Source organism: Geomicrobium sediminis (assembly GCF_016908595.1).
In the GTDB taxonomy this organism is placed as follows: domain Bacteria; phylum Bacillota; class Bacilli; order Bacillales; family Marinococcaceae; genus Geomicrobium_A; species Geomicrobium_A sediminis.
Map to the genome: position 1 here is coordinate 1 of NZ_JAFBEC010000009.1, position 19,894 is coordinate 19,894.

General features: G+C 37.0%; 16 protein-coding genes and 4 pseudogenes. 13 read left to right on the forward strand and 7 right to left on the reverse strand.

Annotated features, from left to right (window positions below; genetic code table 11):
- Positions 1 to 119: 119 nt before the first annotated feature.
- Positions 120 to 965 (reverse strand): VOC family protein, encoded by an 846-nt coding sequence (locus JOD17_RS14955; protein ID WP_204698722.1) that lies wholly within the window; start codon positions 963 to 965, stop codon positions 120 to 122.
- Positions 966 to 1,088: 123 nt separating this feature from the next.
- Positions 1,089 to 2,006: an AEC family transporter gene (locus JOD17_RS14960; protein WP_204698723.1), complete on the reverse strand. Its 918-nt coding sequence runs from the start codon at positions 2,004 to 2,006 to the stop codon at positions 1,089 to 1,091.
- A gap of 171 nt (positions 2,007 to 2,177) precedes the next feature.
- On the opposite strand from JOD17_RS14960, the pseudogene JOD17_RS14965 reads away from it, so the two are divergent.
- Positions 2,178 to 2,564: pseudogene (locus JOD17_RS14965) on the forward strand (VOC family protein); the annotation flags it as partial.
- Between the two features lie 155 nt (positions 2,565 to 2,719).
- Entirely contained in the window at positions 2,720 to 3,529 is an 810-nt protein-coding gene (locus JOD17_RS14970; protein WP_204698725.1) for a type I glutamate--ammonia ligase, read from the forward strand.
- 730 nt (positions 3,530 to 4,259) lie between these two features.
- On the opposite strand, the gene qoxD is transcribed toward JOD17_RS14970, so the two are convergent.
- The 4 genes and pseudogenes from qoxD to qoxA form a co-directional block, all read right to left on the reverse strand.
- Positions 4,260 to 4,580 carry a cytochrome aa3 quinol oxidase subunit IV gene (gene qoxD / locus JOD17_RS14975; protein WP_204698726.1) on the reverse strand — a complete coding sequence of 107 codons (321 nt, stop codon included), beginning with the start codon at positions 4,578 to 4,580 and terminating at the stop codon, positions 4,260 to 4,262.
- Positions 4,581 to 5,201, reverse strand: a complete 621-nt coding sequence (gene qoxC, locus JOD17_RS14980) for a cytochrome aa3 quinol oxidase subunit III (RefSeq protein ID WP_204698727.1) — start codon at positions 5,199 to 5,201, stop codon at positions 4,581 to 4,583. It abuts the gene before it with no gap.
- Positions 5,191 to 7,156, reverse strand: a pseudogene (gene qoxB, locus JOD17_RS14985) (cytochrome aa3 quinol oxidase subunit I). The gene qoxC and the pseudogene qoxB overlap by 11 nt, the downstream one beginning before the upstream one ends.
- A gap of 107 nt (positions 7,157 to 7,263) precedes the next feature.
- Complete coding sequence (gene qoxA / locus JOD17_RS14990) at positions 7,264 to 8,187, reverse strand: cytochrome aa3 quinol oxidase subunit II (RefSeq protein ID WP_204698729.1); 924 nt, start codon at positions 8,185 to 8,187, stop codon at positions 7,264 to 7,266.
- 262 nt (positions 8,188 to 8,449) lie between these two features.
- Between qoxA and spoIIP the strand changes: the two genes are divergently transcribed.
- Complete coding sequence (gene spoIIP / locus JOD17_RS14995; RefSeq protein ID WP_204698730.1) at positions 8,450 to 9,574, forward strand: stage II sporulation protein P; 1,125 nt, start codon at positions 8,450 to 8,452, stop codon at positions 9,572 to 9,574.
- A 539-nt stretch (positions 9,575 to 10,113) separates the two neighbouring features.
- On the opposite strand, the gene JOD17_RS15000 is transcribed toward spoIIP, so the two are convergent.
- On the reverse strand, positions 10,114 to 10,758 hold the full coding sequence (locus JOD17_RS15000; RefSeq protein WP_204698731.1) for a ferric reductase-like transmembrane domain-containing protein: 645 nt from the start codon (positions 10,756 to 10,758) through the stop codon (positions 10,114 to 10,116).
- A gap of 641 nt (positions 10,759 to 11,399) precedes the next feature.
- Here JOD17_RS15000 and JOD17_RS21740 point away from each other — a divergent pair.
- The 10 genes and pseudogenes from JOD17_RS21740 (at position 11,400) to merA (ending at position 19,630) form a co-directional block, all read left to right on the forward strand.
- Entirely contained in the window at positions 11,400 to 11,504 is a 105-nt protein-coding gene (locus JOD17_RS21740) for a hypothetical protein (protein ID WP_338028810.1), read from the forward strand.
- A gap of 325 nt (positions 11,505 to 11,829) precedes the next feature.
- Positions 11,830 to 12,246: pseudogene (locus JOD17_RS15005) on the forward strand (helix-turn-helix domain-containing protein); the annotation flags it as partial.
- 113 nt (positions 12,247 to 12,359) lie between these two features.
- On the forward strand, positions 12,360 to 13,709 hold the full coding sequence (locus JOD17_RS15010) for a tyrosine-type recombinase/integrase (protein ID WP_204698733.1): 1,350 nt from the start codon (positions 12,360 to 12,362) through the stop codon (positions 13,707 to 13,709).
- Positions 13,710 to 13,714: 5 nt separating this feature from the next.
- A complete protein-coding gene (locus JOD17_RS15015; RefSeq protein ID WP_239575598.1) occupies positions 13,715 to 15,850 on the forward strand; it encodes a site-specific integrase in 2,136 nt (711 codons plus the stop codon).
- Positions 15,822 to 16,295: a hypothetical protein gene (locus tag JOD17_RS15020; RefSeq protein WP_204698735.1), complete on the forward strand. Its 474-nt coding sequence runs from the start codon at positions 15,822 to 15,824 to the stop codon at positions 16,293 to 16,295. Before JOD17_RS15015 ends, JOD17_RS15020 begins: the two co-directional genes overlap by 29 nt.
- Before the next feature lie 395 nt (positions 16,296 to 16,690).
- Positions 16,691 to 17,086: an Hg(II)-responsive transcriptional regulator gene (merR, locus tag JOD17_RS15025; protein ID WP_003322310.1), complete on the forward strand. Its 396-nt coding sequence runs from the start codon at positions 16,691 to 16,693 to the stop codon at positions 17,084 to 17,086.
- A gap of 16 nt (positions 17,087 to 17,102) precedes the next feature.
- Entirely contained in the window at positions 17,103 to 17,324 is a 222-nt protein-coding gene (gene merF / locus JOD17_RS15030) for a mercury resistance system transport protein MerF (protein WP_003322309.1), read from the forward strand.
- Positions 17,325 to 17,327: 3 nt separating this feature from the next.
- The gene (locus tag JOD17_RS15035; protein ID WP_250634608.1) at positions 17,328 to 17,630 is read left to right on the forward strand and encodes a mercuric transporter MerT family protein; all 303 of its coding nucleotides are present in this window, start codon (positions 17,328 to 17,330) and stop codon (positions 17,628 to 17,630) included.
- Between the two features lie 174 nt (positions 17,631 to 17,804).
- Positions 17,805 to 17,957: pseudogene (locus JOD17_RS21745) on the forward strand (heavy-metal-associated domain-containing protein); the annotation flags it as partial.
- Positions 17,958 to 17,989: 32 nt separating this feature from the next.
- Positions 17,990 to 19,630: a mercury(II) reductase gene (merA, locus tag JOD17_RS15040; RefSeq protein WP_003322304.1), complete on the forward strand. Its 1,641-nt coding sequence runs from the start codon at positions 17,990 to 17,992 to the stop codon at positions 19,628 to 19,630.
- Positions 19,631 to 19,894 lie beyond the last annotated feature (264 nt).

Genomic DNA, 19,894 nt, shown 5'->3' on the forward strand with positions numbered 1-19,894 from the left:
AAACTAAAACTGGCTGGTCAAAGTCCGATTCAATATCGAACATCAACCAGCCAATCAGCTGTTTAACAAACTCTAACTTTTTGGGGTCACTACCCCGTCCTGTGACGGCGTGCGTTTTTTTAAGATGGAACGTGCAGGAGGAATTGATTGTTAGAAGGATCAGCAATCATAAAATCATCACTTACCGTAACCTGTAATCGCTGTAGACGTGTGATCATGTCCTGGCGTGCTTGTTCATTAGGAAGGGTAAGCGTATAAAATCGAAGCCCGGTACTGTGAGAGCTTGGTGGCTTCGCACCAACACCATTCCAAACATTTAAGCCTAGATGGTGATGGTACCCATTGTCAGAGATAAAAAGCGCTTGGTTCGAGAAGCGAGAGACTACGTCTAGCCCTAACCCTTCGGTGTAAAAGGTTTCCGTTTCTAGCAAGTTGGCCACGTGTAAGTGAAGGTGGCCCATCACCGTGTTAGAAGGAACAGCGCTCCAAGTAGAGGCTTCTACATCCTCGAGTAAATCATCGAAATCAAGTGGATCAACTGTCATATGGACGAGCCCGTCGTTCCACGTCCAGTCTTTTGCATCTCGATCCGCATAAATCTCAATACCATTTCCGTCAGGGTCATTAAAATAAATCGCTTCGCTAACGAGATGATCAGAGGAAGCAATTGGCAAACCAATGCGTTGAAAGTGTTGTACAATGTGTGCAAGGTCTTTGCGAGTCGGAAGTAATAAAGCGAAATGATACAAGCCAGTCGTTCGAGGCTCTTTAGGCTGTGCATCGGTAGGCTGATAAAGGTCGAGAAGAGGAGTTTTTCCGTTTGCGCTTAGTTGCGCAACATTGTCTTGTCGATTTAGCGTATGTAATCCGATAACTTTCTCATAAAATGAGAGTGAACGATCGAGGTTTGTCACATTTAAAGATACGTGTGAAACATGAATCGTTGCATCATTATGGAAGTTCATAATTAGCCCCTCTTTTCTAGTAGGTGGTAAGCCGTGCTGACATTGATCATTGTTGTACGTCAGTTGTGAAGATCTGACAGGCAAGTGTTTCGTTTCATTATTGACCAGTTAGTATTGGCGTAATCAAAAAAGTATGGTTGAAAGATAGATCGTAAACGTGACAGTCAAAATACTTAGTAACGTGGAATAGAGTACAATTTGGGCATGGAGCTCAGGCTCAACGTTATATTCTAACGCAAGTGATGATGTATTTCTTGACGTTGGGAACGAGCTTGCAATAAATAAAGACTGAGCAATCACGCCGCCAATTCCAAGAATGGAAATAAGTAAAAAGGCAATAACAGGACCGGCAATCAGCCTCCCTAAGAGTGCCCATGTAATGACGCGATGGAAATAACGTATGGAAATTGCAGATAATTGTGCGCCAAGCAGCAACAGTGCGAGTGCAACAAATCCATTTGCAAGATGTTCGATGGGAACCATTAGAAAATCAGGAAGAGTAACGTTCAAATATTGCAGGAATAACCCTAATAGTACGGCATAAATTACAGGCATTCTTATAAAGGCCTTCAAAATTTCTAAAAGTGATTTGGAAGCAGCGAGTAGATTGTATAAACCGTACGAATAGGTCATAATATTTTGAAAGACGAGCACGAAAATTTGAACGGTGATTCCAATTGGCTGTCCGCTAAAGACGAGCTGACTGACTGGAAGACCATAGTTGCCCGAATTCATGAGCGTAATACTGTTGTTTAAAGCGGCTTTCTCTCCTGCTTTTAAGTGTAGCAGTTTCGATAATAGTTGACTAAGTATAACCGTTACGAGTGAAAAAAGAAGTAAATAGACGATCATTTGCGTCAGTAACTGTGCATCAAGTTCAACGAGGTAAAGGTTTAGAAAAACAGCAGCCGGCATTAAACAATACGTAAGCAACTTGGATAAGTGTGATAAGTTCATGGAAAACTTCTTCTGAAGAAAAGCACCGATCAGCACAAGCAGTAAAATCGGCAAGATGACAGATGTCATGATGGAAAAAAACATAGAAGCCCCCCAGTCATTCGTTACATAGACTTAGTATACCGAATTAGTATTCATTGGTGTAATGCGTGTTTATCATAGCACCTAATAAAGTATACTTATAAATATGCGGATGAAGGTGATGTGCGTTAATCGGAATTATTTATCGAGAGAGGAAGGTGTTTGACATGAAAAGCAACGCCGTTCTTAATGTTTCAAGGTGGGGTCGCAGAACGAGCGATGAATCTGTATGTTGATTGCTTTGATGATGCAGAAATTCAAACGATTACACGCTACGGTTCAGATCAACCCGCGCGAGAAGGTACAGTCATGCAAGCGACGTTTCGTATTAAAGATCAAGAGTTTATGTGTATTGATAGCGACATCTCTCACGGGTTTGACTTTACACCGTCGTTTTCCATTTATATCACATGTGAATCTCTAGAAGAGTTTGATCAACTGTACAATAAGTTGAGTGAAGGTGGGTTTACAATGATGCCTCCAGACAACTATGGGTTTAGCACGAAATTTGCTTGGTTGAACGATCGGTTTGGTGTCTCATGGCAATTGAATGTTTCGTAAATGAAAACCTGTAGTGAACGAAACGTGTCGTTTACTACAGGTTTTTTTGTGAAGTTAAATTGAAAGATTATTTAAATAATTAGAGGTTGTCTCCTATTCTATGAAGAACTACTAGAAAAGCATAAAGATGCTAAAAAACGAGGAGGCGTTAATCTTTGAATAACGTAGATGTAGCAGGTACATATGGTCCTATCGACCGGAAACAATTATTTGAAATGATGAAAACGGGTGAGCTGGATACATTGATCGTTGGCTTCGTTGACATTCAGGGGAGGTTGATGGGGAAGCGATTAACTGCAGACTATTGTTTAGAGACCGAATTGGTGCACGGTTCCAAGTTTTGTACGTACTTACTCGGTACGGACCTTGATTTGAATACGATTGAAGGGTACTCCTATATGAGTTGGGAGACAGGTTATGGGGATTGGATTGCAGAACCTGATTGGGCAACGTTAAACGTATTGCCTTGGCAAGAGAAGACGGCATTAGTGTTTGCAGATGTGATTAACGAGGAACGTAAAGACGTGCCAATCTCACCACGGTCAATTTTGAAAAAGCAAATTGAGCGAGCAAATGATAAAGGTCTGTTCCCGAAAATGGTGAGTGAACTAGAGTTTTATTTGTTTAATGAAAGTTTTGAGTCAGCGTTTAAGAAAGACTATCGAGATTTACAAATTGCAGGTCAATTTAATGAAGATTATAGTTTGCTCCAAGGCTCGAAAAATGAACCGTTTTATCGTCACATTCGTAACATGATGACAAAAGCAGGGGTTCCGATTGAATCGTCAAAAGGTGAAGCTCATATCGGGCAACACGAAATTAATCTAAAATATGGGGATGCGTTAACATCTGCTGACCGTCATATTCTTTTGAAGCACGGAATGAAAGAGATGGCTATTCAACAAGATTATGCACTAACCTTTACAAATGGCTCTACAACAGTTTGGATTACAAAGCAGATATAGTGATTTTATTGAATCAAAAGGGTGGGATTATGCTACTAATGTCTCGATTCAAGAACAGATAAATGCGCTAAAAGTATTTCAACAGATGTATTATAATTCATGAATTGCGGGAAAAGCTACGAATTTAAGTGATAAAGTTACGCTATAAAGACCAGGTGAAACTGCAAAAGCTCAACGTAAGAGTTCCGAACCAATACGCCAGATCCCTAGTTTTCTGCCCAGACTAATAAAAAGGTTAAGGGTTCCCGAGTAATTTTGGGAAGCCGCTTAAGTTGTTTAATTATTCAAAATTTTATATTGCGATAAACCCTTATCACAATTGGATGAACAGGATTAACCTTAACCCCTACTTATGGGACTGATGCTTTTTGTGTAGTGCCAATGGGAAATGTAATTTACTTACAGAACATGAAAACTGTCGTAAAGAATTTACGACAGTTTTCATTCGGGAAGTATTCCCTGGGACATTACCACGAGTATGCATAAGAGGGGGGTACATACACTCAGTGAGGCTGACTGAGTACTTTCAGAGTACATGCATAATATGTTTTTTTTATAGAGAAACAATGACAAATTTATCACAGCTTTTTAAAGTAGCAATATTTAACTCTCGGTTCCTAAAGCTAGGGAAAGCCCAAACGGAACACTACAAAGGACCATCTGGTTGAATCATCACGCAGGAAATTCAAAACACCCAAAATAGATCTAGATCCATTTTGGGTGCATACATTTATTCATGATGATTAAGGTGAATGCCGAACTCTAAAACCCAGTAGGAACCTAAAGCCACCACAATCGCAATAAATGCTGCAAACAACATGCTTCCTGCTTGGATTTTCCCATTACTGCTTTCAGTCATATGCATGAACATAAGGAGTTGTAATGCTGCTTGCACAAATGCCAGTGAAAATATCAAGATAACAATAGTTCTTACAGCAAAATTCGAATAAAGTGCAATGAGCAGTGCTACGGCCGTTAAAACAATCGACATAATATAACCGAAGATATGCTTCCATGGAAAATGACTTTTACTCATACTTTTTTCAGCCATTTAAATCACCAACCTTAACAGGTAAACACCTGTGAAGATAAAAATCCAAACAACATCAAGGAAGTGCCAATAAAGACTACCAATAAACACTTTGGAAGCAGAAATAGTATTCAGGTCTCTCATCACTACTTGAATGATGATGAAGATAAACCAAATAATACCTATCGCTACATGAAGACCGTGTGTACCAAGAAGTAAGAAGAAGGAGGACCAATAAGCACTCGCACTTAATGTTGCACCTTCACTTACATAATGTACGAATTCATAAATCTCAAGACCGAGAAATACGGCTCCTAGCGTAATCGTAACAGCAAGCCAACCAATCATTCTCTTTTTCTGATTCAAACGCATTTCATGAACGGCCAACCCACAAGTAAAACTGCATGTAAGGAGAACTAATGTCATCATTAACACTAATCCTAGATCAATTAATTCTTGGGGTTGGACCGCAGAAGCGGTTCGGTTGATTAGAACAAAGTATGTTCCGAACAACGTTGAAAATAAGGCCACTTCTGCTCCAAGAAAAATCCAAAATCCTAAAATGTTAAATCGACCTGATTGAGATTGATATTCTAAAGGGGTGTTTTCACTTATTTTGACTTCTTCAGGCTCAAACTTCATGATGTTTCCCCCCTCGTATTTTACGTTCAGTTTCTTCTACTTCCTCTGCTGAAATGTAATGGCCATCATCGTTAATAAACGACCTTACTGTCATACATGCAAGTGTTCCAATCAACCCGAAAATCGCAATAATCCACCATTGGAAAAACTAGTTCAAAGCTTGCAATAAAAAGAAATACTGACATAACAAATGGATTCGCAGAGTTATTTGGCATATGAATTTTTTCATATTGTTTTATTTCATTCGTGTCTTCCCCGAGTTGCTTCATTTCCCAAAAAGCATCTTGTCCTGAGACTTTAGGTAGCTTTGCGAAATTATAATGTGGTGGTATTGCAGAGGAAGTTGACCACTCCAACGTTCTTCCGTTCCAGCTGTCCCCGGTTGTTTCCCTTTGCTCATAACGGAAGCTATAGTAAATGTTGTAAATCAAGAGAGCGAAACCAATTCCCATCATGAAGGCCCCGATTGTCGAGATAAAGTTAAGGCTAAACCAACCTTCTTCAGGGATGTAGGTGTACACTCTTCGTGGCATTCCATCTAATCCCAAGAAATACTGTGGGAAGAAAGTAATATTAAAACCGATCATGAAAATCCAAAATACCCATCGGCCAATTCGTTCGTTTAGTTTGTGACCAAACATCTTTGGATACCAGTAAATAAGCCCAGCAAAACAAGAAAATACCGTACCAGCAATTAACACGTAATGAAAATGAGAAACTAGAAAATACGTATTATGGTACTGATAATCAGCGGCAGCCATTGCCAACATCACACCTGTTACTCCACCGATCGTAAAGTTTGGTATAAAACCTAGTGTCCAAATCATCGGTACGCTAAACCTAATTTTTCCTTTATGGAGGGTAGCCAGCCAATTAAATATCTTTACACCCGTAGGTACTGCAATTGCCATTGTAGTAATTGAGAATACTGAGTTCACCATAGCCCCTGCACCCATTGTAAAGAAGTGGTGTACCCAAACGACAAAGCTTAACCCTGAAATAGCAACAATCGAAATGACCATCGCTGTATAACCGAATAACCTTTTACGTGCAAATGTAGATATAATCTCTGAAAAGATCCCAAATGCCGGTAAAATAACAATATATACTTCAGGGTGTCCCCATAACCAGAATAAGTTTGCCCAAAGCATTGGCATCCCACCGTCTTGCAATGTAAAAAAGGCCGTATCCCATAATCGATCAAAAGTTTGCATAGCAAGAGCTACTGTTAATATAGGGAAAGCAAATATGATAATTACTGAAGTAATTAACGCGGTCCATGTAAACATCGGCATACGCATTAGCGTCATACCTTTTGTCCTCATTCTAAGAATCGTAACGATAAAGTTAATACCGGTAGCAAGTGTCCCGATACCTGAAAGTTGAAGTCCAAGTAAGTAAAAGTTCTGACCCGGACCAGGACTTAAATCATTTGACGCCAGAGGCATGTATGCTGACCACCCTGCATCAGGTGATCCACCAATAACAAATGATAAGTTAAAAAGCATGGCCCCCATAAAAAAAGTCCAAAAGCTTAAGCTGTTTAAGAATGGAAATGCCAGGTCCCGTGCACCAATTTGTAGAGGTACTGCAACGTTCATTAACCCGATTAAAAACGGCATCGCCATAAAGATGATCATAATCGTTCCATGGGTTGTAAATATTTCATTATAATTTTGTGCATCCAGAAACTGCATGTTTGGTGTTGCCAGTTGCGTACGCATCATGAGTGCGTCTACACCACCACGGAATAACATTAAGATTGCAGCGATAATATACATGATTCCGATTTTGCGGTGATCTACAGTTGTAATCCATTCGTTCCAAAGGTATCCCCATTTTTTAAAGTAGGTAAGCCCAAAAACAATGACGATCGTTGTGATAACTATGGATATTTGCGCAGCGAGAATAAAAGGATCGCCGGTAACTATAAATTCGTCCCAACTCATTGACACATCTCTATCCCCTTCCTCATGGTTTAATTTTATCGTCAATTACGGGGATTAATGATCATGACCAGAACTCTCATAGGAGTCGTCATTCTCTCAATCTCTTATGGTTCCTAACTGTCTTTCCCTTCTTCATCTCCGACTCTGGGCGTACCTTTATCTGAAGCATTTGGGTTTTCTGGTTCGTACCCTTGACGCTCACGGGCATCTAAGCCATATTCTGCATCAGTTGAATGATCTACCCAATCCAAATGTGTGTTGGAGAAGGTATACTCCCCTACATGTGTTGGCAGCATGAATTCGTCATAACGCTCCTGGGTTAACTCAGGTGCGCCTTCCTGAATCTCTTTTACCCAAGCATCAAATTGCGGTTCTTCAATTGCATGAACGTCAAAACGCATGTCCGCAAACCCTTCACCGGTAAAATTTGAGTTTCTGCCGGAATATGTACCTTCTTCACTCGCTTGCAGGTATAGTTCTGTTTGCATACCCGCCATGCTGTAACTTTCACCGCCTAATTGGGGTACCCAAAATGATGCCATAGAGTCCGCGGATGTAAGCTTAAATAGTACAGGTCTTTCAACCGGTATATTCACATAATTAACAGTTTGAATGTCTTCTTCCGGATAACTAAAAATCCATTTCCAACTTGCAGACGTTGCATGAATGACAAGGGGTTCCCTGTCTGATTCTGCTTCTGGAGCTTCTTCCAAATTAAAAATAGTGATAACCGTTGGAAATGAAAGGATCGTTACAATAATAATTGGAATTACTGTCCAAAGAATTTCTAACTTGTTGTTTCCATGAATATCCGGGTCATAATCATCATGACCTTTTCTTTCGCGGTATTTTACTAAAAAGTAAACAAGTAAAGTAAAGACGATTAAAACGATAATGAACATGAAAACAATGGATAACCAAATTAAATCTTTTTGTTGGGAGGCAACCGGTCCTTGCGGGTCAAGTACTGCCAGGTTACACCCAGATAGCAATATCAGACACAGCAAACCAAACATACTGATATAGCTTTGCTTCATATAAACCCACCATTCTTTTAACGTTAGTATTTAATTTTTTTCATCTTACATTTCAAAATAAGAAGTATAAGTGAAGAACACAAACTTGTCACTGTTCTACCATTTTTTATTCACAAATACCTTTAGTAGTGTAAATGGTTGGATAGGGAACCTTTAATGCTTATATTCCTTTGATCTATCAACCGAAAGACGTTTATATAAACTGATTGTTCTAATAGATGAAAGCTTTCATAGAATAGGGGGTGTAAGGAGGGAGAATCTGTTGGGAGGGCCATATCAAACAAATAGTTCTTCAAAACTAAATGTCCAAATTACGGCAGGGTTTGCGTTAATCGTTATGGTGTTTTTTATTGTTGCTATGCTAACGACGTCGGAGAATCATACTCGATTTTCCTCTTCCGTTCTTCATCAATGGATTGCTCAGGTGCAGAGCGATTGGTTTGTTCATTTACTTGGAGTCGAAAATCGTTACTATTTAGATCCATTGAATGATTCCTCAACTCCAAATTTAGCAGCTTTAGCATTTGAGCTTACGACGAACATTAACCTTGAAGATCCGAGAACTTTTTTGGGGCGGGAACTACCTGGTTTTTCAAATTTTGATGATACATTGGTTATCGCTGGAGAAGGAACGGACTTTACGACAATGCCGATGGAATCCACACCTCCACCTGAGGTGCAACAAGAAAAAGCATTAACATCAAGTCAACATGGAGATAGGGACGAAAAAGAAAGAATGAAATGGGGTGTTGATAACGAAGAACCACTTATTCATATTATCCATTCACACAGCCGTGAATCCTTTCTTCCAGAAATTGATAGAGAGGATGCTACCCACCCAGAGATAAATATCATAAAGGTAGGAAAGTATTTAGCTAGTAAATTCCGCGAACATGGGCTGCCAGTAGAGGTAGCAGAACATGATATTCAGCAAAAATTAAATGACCGAGATTGGCCTTATAATCGTTCCTATGAGATGTCTCGTGAAATTATATTAGAGGCAAAAACCGAATATGATGGACTAGAGTTTTTCTTTGATTTGCATCGTGACTCTCAACCTAGAGATATCACGACAGTTACCATCAATGGTGAGGTCTACGCACGTACAATGTTTGTCATCGGAGAAGGAAACCCAGGTTATGAAAAAAACCTAGCGATGGCGGAAGAAATTCATCATCGATTGGAAGATCAATTCCCAGGTCTCAGCCGAGGGGTTATCATGAGTGGAGGGCAAGGGGTTAACGGAGTCTATAATCAGGATTTGTCTCCAAACTCCATGGTCATCGAATTTGGGGGTATTGATAACAATTTCGAGGAAGTGTACCGAAGTGTAGATGTGTTTGCGGATGTATTTCAGGGTTTTATTTATGAGGAACTTAATGATTGAGGTAGAGGAAGTGACTAAACACAAGAGTTAATTATTTGATGTCAACTTAGTAAGAGGATCTTTTTGGGGATACTCTGAGATACCTGTAGTTTTAGGACATAGTAAGTAAAACAATATCAGCTAATGCTCTAAAATGGAGTAGATATCGTGTTCTACGATAAAATTTAGCTTTCACAAAGGGATAACTGCACTTTGAACCCCATTTTAACGGACAAAAATTCTGCGTAGAATTATTCCTTTGTCCATTAGACAGCTATTCTAAAGGAATTTAGCGGTCTATGTCCTATTTTTCACGCACCTCTGGCTTACCCCTTTTTACGATATACATGTTAGAAAAGCTGTTGTCAAAATTAAAAACAACAGCTTTAATTCATTACTAAGCTTTCAGTTTCACGAAGCTTCCTGCTACTGTTTTTGGAATGACCTGAAAAGTTTTTTGGTCTGAAAATTTTTTGAATACTAGGACTCTGTTTTCTGGGTTATCTACATATCTTTTTGATAGCTTCTATTTAAAGGATAGAACCCATTAAGACTTGCTATTATCTTTTTGGTTTGGTTTCCAAAATTACCTTAAAGAAGCCAGTGACATGTACTAACCATACTAAAACTATTAAGAGGAGAAATGGAATTCGAGCAAAATTGGGTAATGGGATGTGAAAGAACAAGAAATAAATCGTGTGTAGAACAACCAAAATGTAATATATGTGCACACGTTGTTGGAGGTATTTCCAACCCTCTTTACCAAGAACTTTTATGCTCTTTTTATTCGAGGTCATGAAAAGTGCAAATACATAGAGTAAAGCGACGATGCCAATAAGGTTACCGATGGCAAAGCCTGGATGAATGTCATAACGATTTGTCATGGGATTAAAGACAAAGAATAGCCTCATGAAGTCCCAATTAATCCAACCGTCAAAAATAATATAAACATGAGCAAAAGCCGTTATGGCCACCCAAATTCCTAACTGTTTCCTCCAGTGCAGCAGTAATTTCATGCCATTTCTGAACTTTGAAAATGAACCAAGAAGAAGAATTGCAACAATGTAAAGAACAGATATGTCAGCAAAAGCGCGGTTCCAGGCATGCATCGGATCCCAATCTCTTCTTAAAAAGAGAAACAAAGATAAAAGTACAGCGGTTAATAGTAGCAAAGTAATGTGTTTTTTTAGAGCACGTTCGTTCACCTTTTATTCAACCCTCTCATTATTTTTTTCAGTTGCGCACTAGTATAGATAAAATGTTTGTGAAAACTGTGGAGGATAGAAAAGTATTAAAACTTTATCGTTATAGATGCCGCGACTATCCTGTTTGTTGATAATGAAGCTTTGTAAATAAGTTTGAAATATCTTAGAGTTATTTCAGGGAGTGTCTTCCTCATTACTTCTGTTATGGTCATAGGAAGGGGATTGAGTAGATCCGCGAGATTAAATACGTTTTATTATCATGAATATAGTGAATATTATGGTGAGGTACATAGGTATGGGGTATCCAGTGTTTTTTACATAAGTCCCGTTGAAAAGGGGGTGAAAATAAATGGGTAGTAGATATTTTGTTCTTTTTTGTTTTGGCGACGGTAACCTTAGTATTTCTTCTTACAGATTAATCCATCTAAGGGTGATGAGAGTAAGGCATGGGAAGAAATTAATCAAGATGAGGTAATGGCGGGGATTGGTGATGAGACTGTTGAATTGGTTGATTTGCTTTAAAAAGAGCTTTACGAGGAAGGGCATATCCCTGATTCCATTCTTATACCCTATAATTTGAACAGCGCTATCACGAACTGAACGCTGATAAACGCATTATTTTAATTTGCCATACAGGGCGTATGGGGGTCGAAAGCGCAGAATTTCTTGTTGATCAAGGTTTTGATGATGTTACCAACTTTAGTGGTGGTATGGCCGTTGGGGAAGGGCCATTGGAAAAATATTGAAAGTTTAGCTTTGAATAAAGTTTGATCTAAAATATCTCACAAAACTGTATATTACCGTAAACAAAAAGAACCCATTTGGAAATACTCTGTAAAATCAAGGATAAGTGAATGTACCTTTTTATTGGCAGAGTAGTGATTAACTTTAATGTCAGACATTAAATATAAATTTAAGTACATCACTTGTATATAGTGGTGTACTTTTTGTATATTAGACGTCTAAATGACCTCATATACTACTACAACACCTTTAATTACCGAAATATAAAAGTAATGGTATTATAGGTACATATGTTCTTAATTTGAATTCTTCCAGGAGGTGTTTATTTTGAAGGATATTACAGTAAAAGAAGTTTCTGAACTCTTAGGAAAACACGAAGAAACAATCAAGCGATGGATTCGATCAGGTAAATTTCCAAACTCATACAGAAATAGTGATAAAGAAGGTTGGAGAATTGTTGAATCGGATTTATTAGAATTAACTAAGGGTCTGCCTATTCCTAAACCAGAACAACCAGTCGAGAAAATGGAATCTGACTTTAATGAAACAGAGTTAGTCAGACTGGCTTATCAAACTGTTAATCTTACTACCCCAACAGATGAAATTTTATCTATCCTTTCCGTAGTAGGGATAAAACGCACACTAGAGATTCTTCTTATTATGCAGCAATCAGCAACAAAAGTGAAAGACCCTGACGGGTTGATCAGGAAAGCAATACGTGAAAATTGTAAACCAACTCCAATTCATAATTAAAATAAATCAAGAAAAAGATTAAACGAATTAACTCAGCTAGAATTTGAAAGTAGTTTGGCTTAAAGAATAAAATTTTTATATAAAACTGTCTATAGGTGATTTAATTGGGAAACTATCAGTATTACTATTGCCCCAAAGGAATTGAAAGTCGCTATGAATTATTGGTCTTTAATGGTGAAAGAGAGCCTTTTCTTCCTTTGACGGATCATTACCACGATTGTATAGGTAGAATTGACAAAAGCTCTGCACTTTCGTATTTGAAATGCCTTCTTCCTTTCTTTAGTTGGCTAGACAACTATAGTAACTATCAAGGAAAAAGGGCTAATTGGAATGATCCTCCTGAACCCATTCGAGTAGCTGTAGAAGATTATCTTATGAATGAGATGGATTGCAAAGTTCGTGAAAAGGATACCTTTCGATTAGTTAATCGAACAAGCAAAAGCCCCAATACGGTAAATCGTTTTCTCTCAGCGTTGAAATCATTTTATAAATCTCTTATTCGATTAAAACAGTACAACTATTCAAATCCTTTAATTGATTCATATTCGATTCTAGATGAATATAAAAGTCAAACCGAAGGTGCAAGAAAGGATAAACCAAGAATGCCATCCGAAGCAGGAACGGAAGACGCTACACCATATAGAAGATTGACTGATTCATATTTTAAGCTAATTAACGAAGAGTGGCAGCCCGAAATTATTGATGATCCTTATCTCCCTTCTCAGGTCTATCAAGCAGGGAAAAAGGCAAACTGGTCACTAAGGGAATTGGTTATAGCCCGTATGCTTTTTGAAACAGGAGCAAGAGCATCAGAGGTTATCGAATTAACTATCGGTGATTATCGCTCACGTAAAAATTTTCAAGAAGTCAGTGCGTTTAACAAAGGAAGTCACGGTAAAAGAGTAAAATTTCTTCGATTTAGCAAAGACACTGTAAAGTTGCTGATGCGGTACATCAATAATGAGCGTGTGAAGTATGACGAGTTACAAAGAACTTTTAATTCATTGCCAAATGATGCTCCCATATTTCTTACGGAACTAGGTACACCCTTTTCGTATGAAGCTTGGTATTACCACTGGAGCAGAGCTATAGAAGAATGCGAGATTAAGTTAAATCCACATAAAACAAGGCACTGGTTTGTTACTACGAGATTACGAGAGATATATAACACTTCGAAAACAGAAGCTGAAATTAAACAAAGGACAAATGAACTTATCAAGTACATAAAGTGGAAAAATGCAGATACCATAAAGGTTTACGAACATTATTTTGATGAAGAAAAACATCGTGAAGCTCACGATCAATTGTTAGAAAATATGGCAAAGTTAGAAAAAGAGTATATAGAGCAAACGAAACACAACCGAAAGAAAACCCCTACCCTAACTGTTATAGAAAGTAATAAGGATATTGAAATAGAATCTGAACTACAAGAATTTTTAGATGGATTGGAGTGAGTATATTGGTTGTAGCAACCCTTAAACCTCAATCACCTTTTTACGAGCAATTATTAGGTAAAGTTGATGAAAAACTTTTGCATTTTCGTGATGCTAGAGAGTATTTTGTTTTGGATAAAATGAACGAAGAGTATTTGAAATACTATATTAATAAGGTGGTAGACAAGCCTTGGAACAATCATATGTTCCTCGCTATTATAGTTTATTTTGAAAAAAATACAGATGTTAGGACAATTTATAAAGTACTCGCTGATATTAACCCACGATTATGTAATTTGTTTAAATACTTTCATTTAACGAAAATGAAAGAACTCAATATCGAAACGCATATGTACCAATACTTTAAGGGTTCTTTTTTTAAAGAACACTCGGATAATATGAGGTCTAGGTTTTTATCAAGTTATAGAAGTTGTTCTTATGCAACAAAAAAATGGGTTTCAACGAAAATCCCTGAAGAACAACAATATTATTTTGAACAGTTTCTATTTCAAATGCCATCTTACGATTCAAGGGATTTTACTTTTACAAAATCAGCTAAAGAACAAGCTCGAAACACTCGTAAGAGTGAAACGGACGCTATTGTGCCTTTACTTCCTCAAATCCGAGCAGAAGGACACTTTCGCTGGAATCAAATAACTCGACTGCGGGATGCTTATTTAAAAGCCTGTGAGCAAGCTAAAACATTAAATGAAATTCTTCCCTTAGATTACTATTACGATGAACCTGAACGGGTTGGTGAACGCTTTTATTTTCGTCTGTGGGACAGGTCTTCGTTTGTATTAAATCATCAACAACATTTTAAATCAGCGACTATAAAATCAGCAATCAACCGCACTAGCTATTATTCAGAAGAAAATAATCATTACTTCGTGGAGTTTATCAAAGCAGAACGATTGAAAGATGATGAGGAGGCAGAAGGACTATGGTTCACTGAGCTATTTGAAAATAAACTTATTGGAACGTGGTTTCAAAATTCGTGTGATGATGAGTTAAAACAGAAACGAGACTTTCTTTTTTCGTGGGGATATGGTGAAGCTAATTCTAATAGTAACCCTGTACCCTTTGAATCCAACCATAAAGGAATACTCACATCAAGTAAATTTGTCTCTCTCCATCAAGACAAAGCTGAAGGCATTTTGTTTGATGTAGAGCCTATTTATGCAGCAGCAACCTTCGGTTTATTGACATTAGATATATGTACTACAACTGGTGCTAGAATAAATGAATTCTTGCAAATTAGCTACACTAGTGAATGCATCAAAACTGTAAAGGTAGATAATAAATATAGATATTTTTTTTACGCTATTCCAAAAGGTCGTGACGAATTAGAAGCTTTTTATATCAGCAAACAAACAATGGAAATACTACAATCGGTTCGCTTGATGCTACAAACTCATTACAACACAGATAAAATTCCAAGCGTTAAATATCGTGATGAACGAAAACATCTATTCCCTGATGCTAAACCTTATTTTTTTCAGTATCACAATCAAGCATTTCATAAATTTACGATTTGGGCATCTCTTCGTTTTTTATTACACGGTCAACATATAGAAACACAAGAAGGAAAAGTTGTTGTAGTGAAAACACACCTTTTACGCCACGCTTTTGCCACCGAAGCTGTTCAGCGACAAAAGTTACCAATAGACATCGTAGCAAAGATATTACACCAAAGAGATATAGGCGTAACTGGTTATTATTCTGAGCCTACACCGAGTCAAATAGCTCAATCAGTCAGTGATTTGCACGATGTTATATCTGACTATATAGATATTGATGAGGCTGTGTTGCGAGATCCTGAAGAACTTGAAAAAGAACTTGAAGAATATAAAGAAAAAGTTGGTGTGTTCAATAATGTTATCGGAGGAACTTGTGTCACTGATCACGTCTGTCCAATTAAAATGGCGTGTTTAGGTTGCCAAGCAAAAATTCCTGAACCTGAAAAGAAACACGAATTATTGGAAGTTATTGAGTTATCAAAAGACATGGAGAAACGATTTAGCGCAATGGGTTTAACGGTTGAAGTGAAAAAAGCAAAAGCGATGCGAAAACACGCTCGTACTGAGTTAAAAGAAATAGAACTTATTGAAAAGTATAGGGAGGAACAAAAGTATGAGCCAGATATTCAAATCAAAAAATGAACCAGTTTGGCTAAAAGAAAGTCATCAAATGCGTAGTAATCGTTCAGTTCAAATAGGCAAACAATCAATTGATCAATTGATTAAAAATGGTAATCCGATTACATATACAACAATCGCTGAACAATCGAAAGAAATCGACCCCGAAGGGAAAGGAATTCACCCAAACACCATTCGTACAAACTCAGAGTTATATGAGTATTACAAGCAACATAGTAAAACTTATAAACAAAAAAAGAATAGCAAAAATACAGTGTTTAACCATTCCATTTCCAGAGAGGATTTGGAATTTTCCAAAATAAAACCTAGTCGTAATCCTGATAATTTGAGAAGGAAATATATGAAATTAACAAAGGAAGAACTTGTCCAAAGGCTAATTCTCGCAGAAGAATATATTGCAGAAAATAATACAAAATGGGTTACGAGTTTCTTTGAATCGTTTAAGTAAATGTTGTTGTAAAAACTTTTTCTAAAGGCTGTTTTCGTAAAATTTGTTGTTTTGGATAAATAGTGTTATTCAACAATCGGGCCAGATTGTGGAATAACTCTTATATTGCGTAGTAGACTTAATACTGCGCAATAAATAATTGTTTTAGAAAGAATGTCATTAGCAAAGAAGTAGCGGAAATAGTGGATGCTTAAACGTGCCTAGTATGCAATAACTTTAAAAAACAAAAATATTTTTAAAGTATCTTTTAACTCTGTCCTCATAAATAGAAACAGATCTCTTTTTATTTAGAGTACAACTATCAGTTGAATATTGAACGAGAAAACATACATAATGAAGTTATCCTTGACCGTGTACTATGGTACGCGGTTTATTATATTCCTAGAGGTGAAAAAATGAGTTATCGTATAAGTGCATTTGCAAAAAAGTGTGGAGTAAATAAAGAGACCATTAGATATTATGAAAAAAAGAATTTATTACAAGAACCATTAAAAACAAATGCTGGTTATCGGATATATTCAGATGAAGATGTGAAGCGGGTAGGTTTTATTAAAAGAATGCAAGAGCTTGGTTTTTCTTTAAGTGAAATTTTTACATTACTTGGGGTTGTAGATAAAGAAGTTCGCTGTGAAGATATGTTTGAATTTGTATCTAAAAAAGAAGAGGAAGTTCAAAAACAAATAGAGGATTTAAAGCGAATTGAAACGATGTTAAAAGATTTAAAAAGGCGATGTCCAGATGAAAAACAATTACATGCCTGCCCAATAATTGAAACATTGATTGAGCAGTAACAAAAGGAGTTTTTTTATGAAACATAAAAAGACCTTTATTGCAGGATTGATAGGTACATTTGTTGTTTTGTTATGTTGTGCTACACCTATATTAGTTATTTTATTAGGTGCTGTTGGATTAGGGGCGATAACAGGCTATTTGGATTATGTTCTGATTCCTGTTTTAGCCGTTTTTCTTGGTTTAACTTTTTATGCTTATTCTAAATATGAAAAATCAAATAAAAATAAGGAGATGTAAAAAATGAAAGAAAGAGTTGTTGCAATTGCTTCGATGTTTTCAGCTTTTTTAGCTAGTCTATGTTGAATTGGCTTAGCGATTTTGATACCACTTGGTCTAAGTGGTTTAGCTGGAACACTTGCAGTTACGTTTGCTCCATATCGAATGTTGTTTATCGTTATTACGGTTATTATGCTTTCTATCGCTCATTTACTTGTATGGAAACAAAAAAATAGTTCAAAGAAGAAAACGAAAAAGTTGTTATGGATTAGCACAATCGTTTCTGGAGCAATGCTTATCTATACATTATTTAGTCAGGGGATATAAGGCATGATGAAATATTTAATATATCTGTTCATTGTATTTGGATCGGTTTTCATCCTTTCTGGGTGCGGTCAAGAAACAATTGAAGATAGTTCTAAAACAAGTACAGACTCATCGGAAAATTTAGAATCTGTTTCGTTTAAAATAGATGGGTTTACTTGAGTATCTTGTGCATTTACGGTGAGGTCCGCCGTTTCCAATTTAGAGGATGTTCAAAATGTAGAGGTTGAAGGTTCAGGAGAAACTCAACTTACATTTGATTCATCAAAGATTAGTTTAGATGAAATTGAAAAAGTAATTACTGATTTAGGGTATGAGATAAGAAAGTAGGAAAAATTAAGATAAAACAGGAGGATGACTACATGAATAAATTCAAGATAAATATTCAAGGAATGACTTGTACGGGTTGTGAAGAGCATGTAGCTGTAGCACTTGAAAAAATAGGTGCTAGAAATATTGAAGCTAGCTTTCGTCGTGGTGAAGCAGTATTTGAATTATCCGATGATATTGGGGTTGAAATTGTAAAAAAGGCAATTGATGAAGCAAAATATCAACTAGGAGAAATAGAAGAAGTTTCACCACAAGAAAATGTGGTGTTGGGTGATGATGGAGATTATGACTTACTTATCATTGGTTCTGGTGGGGCTGCTTTTTCGGCTGCGATTAAAGCAATTGAATACGGGGCAAAAGTAGGCATGATTGAGCGTGGAACGGTTGGGGGAACATGTGTAAATATTGGTTGCGTGCCATCAAAAACACTTCTTAGAGCTGGGGAAATCAATCATTTAGCAAAAGTTAACTCATTTACGGGTTTGCAAACTTCAGCTGGAGAAGTGGAATTAGCACCTCTAATTAAGCAGAAAAATAAATTAGTGAGTGAGCTTAGGAATCAAAAATATGTTGATTTAATTGATGAATATGGCTTTGATTTAATTGAAGGTGAAGCAAAGTTTGTTAATGAAAATATAGTTGAAGTTAACGGGAAGAAACTTTCAGCAAAGCGTTTCTTAATTGCAACGGGGGCTTCTCCTTCTTTACCGTCGCTTTCAGGACTTGAAGAAGTGGATTATCTAACAAGTACAACACTACTTGAATTAAGAAAGGTGCCAAAGCGATTAACGGTTATCGGTTCAGGATATATCGGAATGGAGCTTGGGCAACTGTTTCATAATTTAGGTTCAGAAGTAACACTTATGCAAAGAAGTGAGCGACTTTTAAAAGAGTATGACCCAGAGATTTCAGAAGCAGTAGAAAAAGCGTTAATTGAACAAGGTATAAACCTTGTCAAAGGGGCAACTCTTGAGCGTGTAGAACAAGTCGGAAAGCTAAAAAAGGTTCATGTAACAATAGATGGTAAGAAAAAAGTTGTGGAATCAGAGCAGTTACTTGTTGCAACAGGAAGAAAACCAAATACGGATTCTTTAAATTTAAGTGCAGCAGGGGTTGAAGTCGGAAAACGAAAAGAAATCCTGATAAATGATTATGCTAGAACAAGTAATGAAAAGGTTTATGCAGCAGGAGATGTAACATTAGGACCTCAATTTGTCTATGTAGCAGCCTATGAAGGTGGACTTGTTGCGGATAATGCGATTGGTGGATTAAATAAAAAATTAGATTTATCGGTTGTTCCTGGTGTGATATTTACAAATCCATCGATTGCAACGGTTGGTTTAACAGAGGAACAAGCAAAAGAAAAAGGCTATGAAGTAAAAACCACTGTATTACCTTTAGATGCCGTTCCAAGAGCGATTGTAAATCGTGAAACAACAGGTGTTTTCAAGCTAGTTGCTGACGCGAAAACATTAAAAGTCCTTGGGGTTCATATCGTATCTGAAAATGCAGGTGATGTGATTTATGCAGCGACATTAGCCGTTAAATTTGGTTTAACTGTTGAGGATTTAAAAGAAAGCCTTGCACCATATTTAACAATGGCAGAAGGATTAAAGCTGGCTGCACTTACCTTTGATAAAGATGTATCGAAATTATCTTGTTGTGCAGGATGATAAAAGAGGTTCCCAATTGGGAGCCTTTTTTAGTATGGATAAAAAGGTAATGAAAGTGACTCTTTTTATTACGCAGTACAACGATACTGTTCAATAGGATATTCAATAATCGGGCGCTATTGTTGAATAAGACATTAAAATTCTCAATTTGTTGTAGTAAATGAAGTCATTTGTAGTACAAAAAGGATAGGTGGAGCGATTCCTAATATGCTCCTCTAACCCTTATTTTTATACTATATAATGTCTGACATCAAATAGAAATCT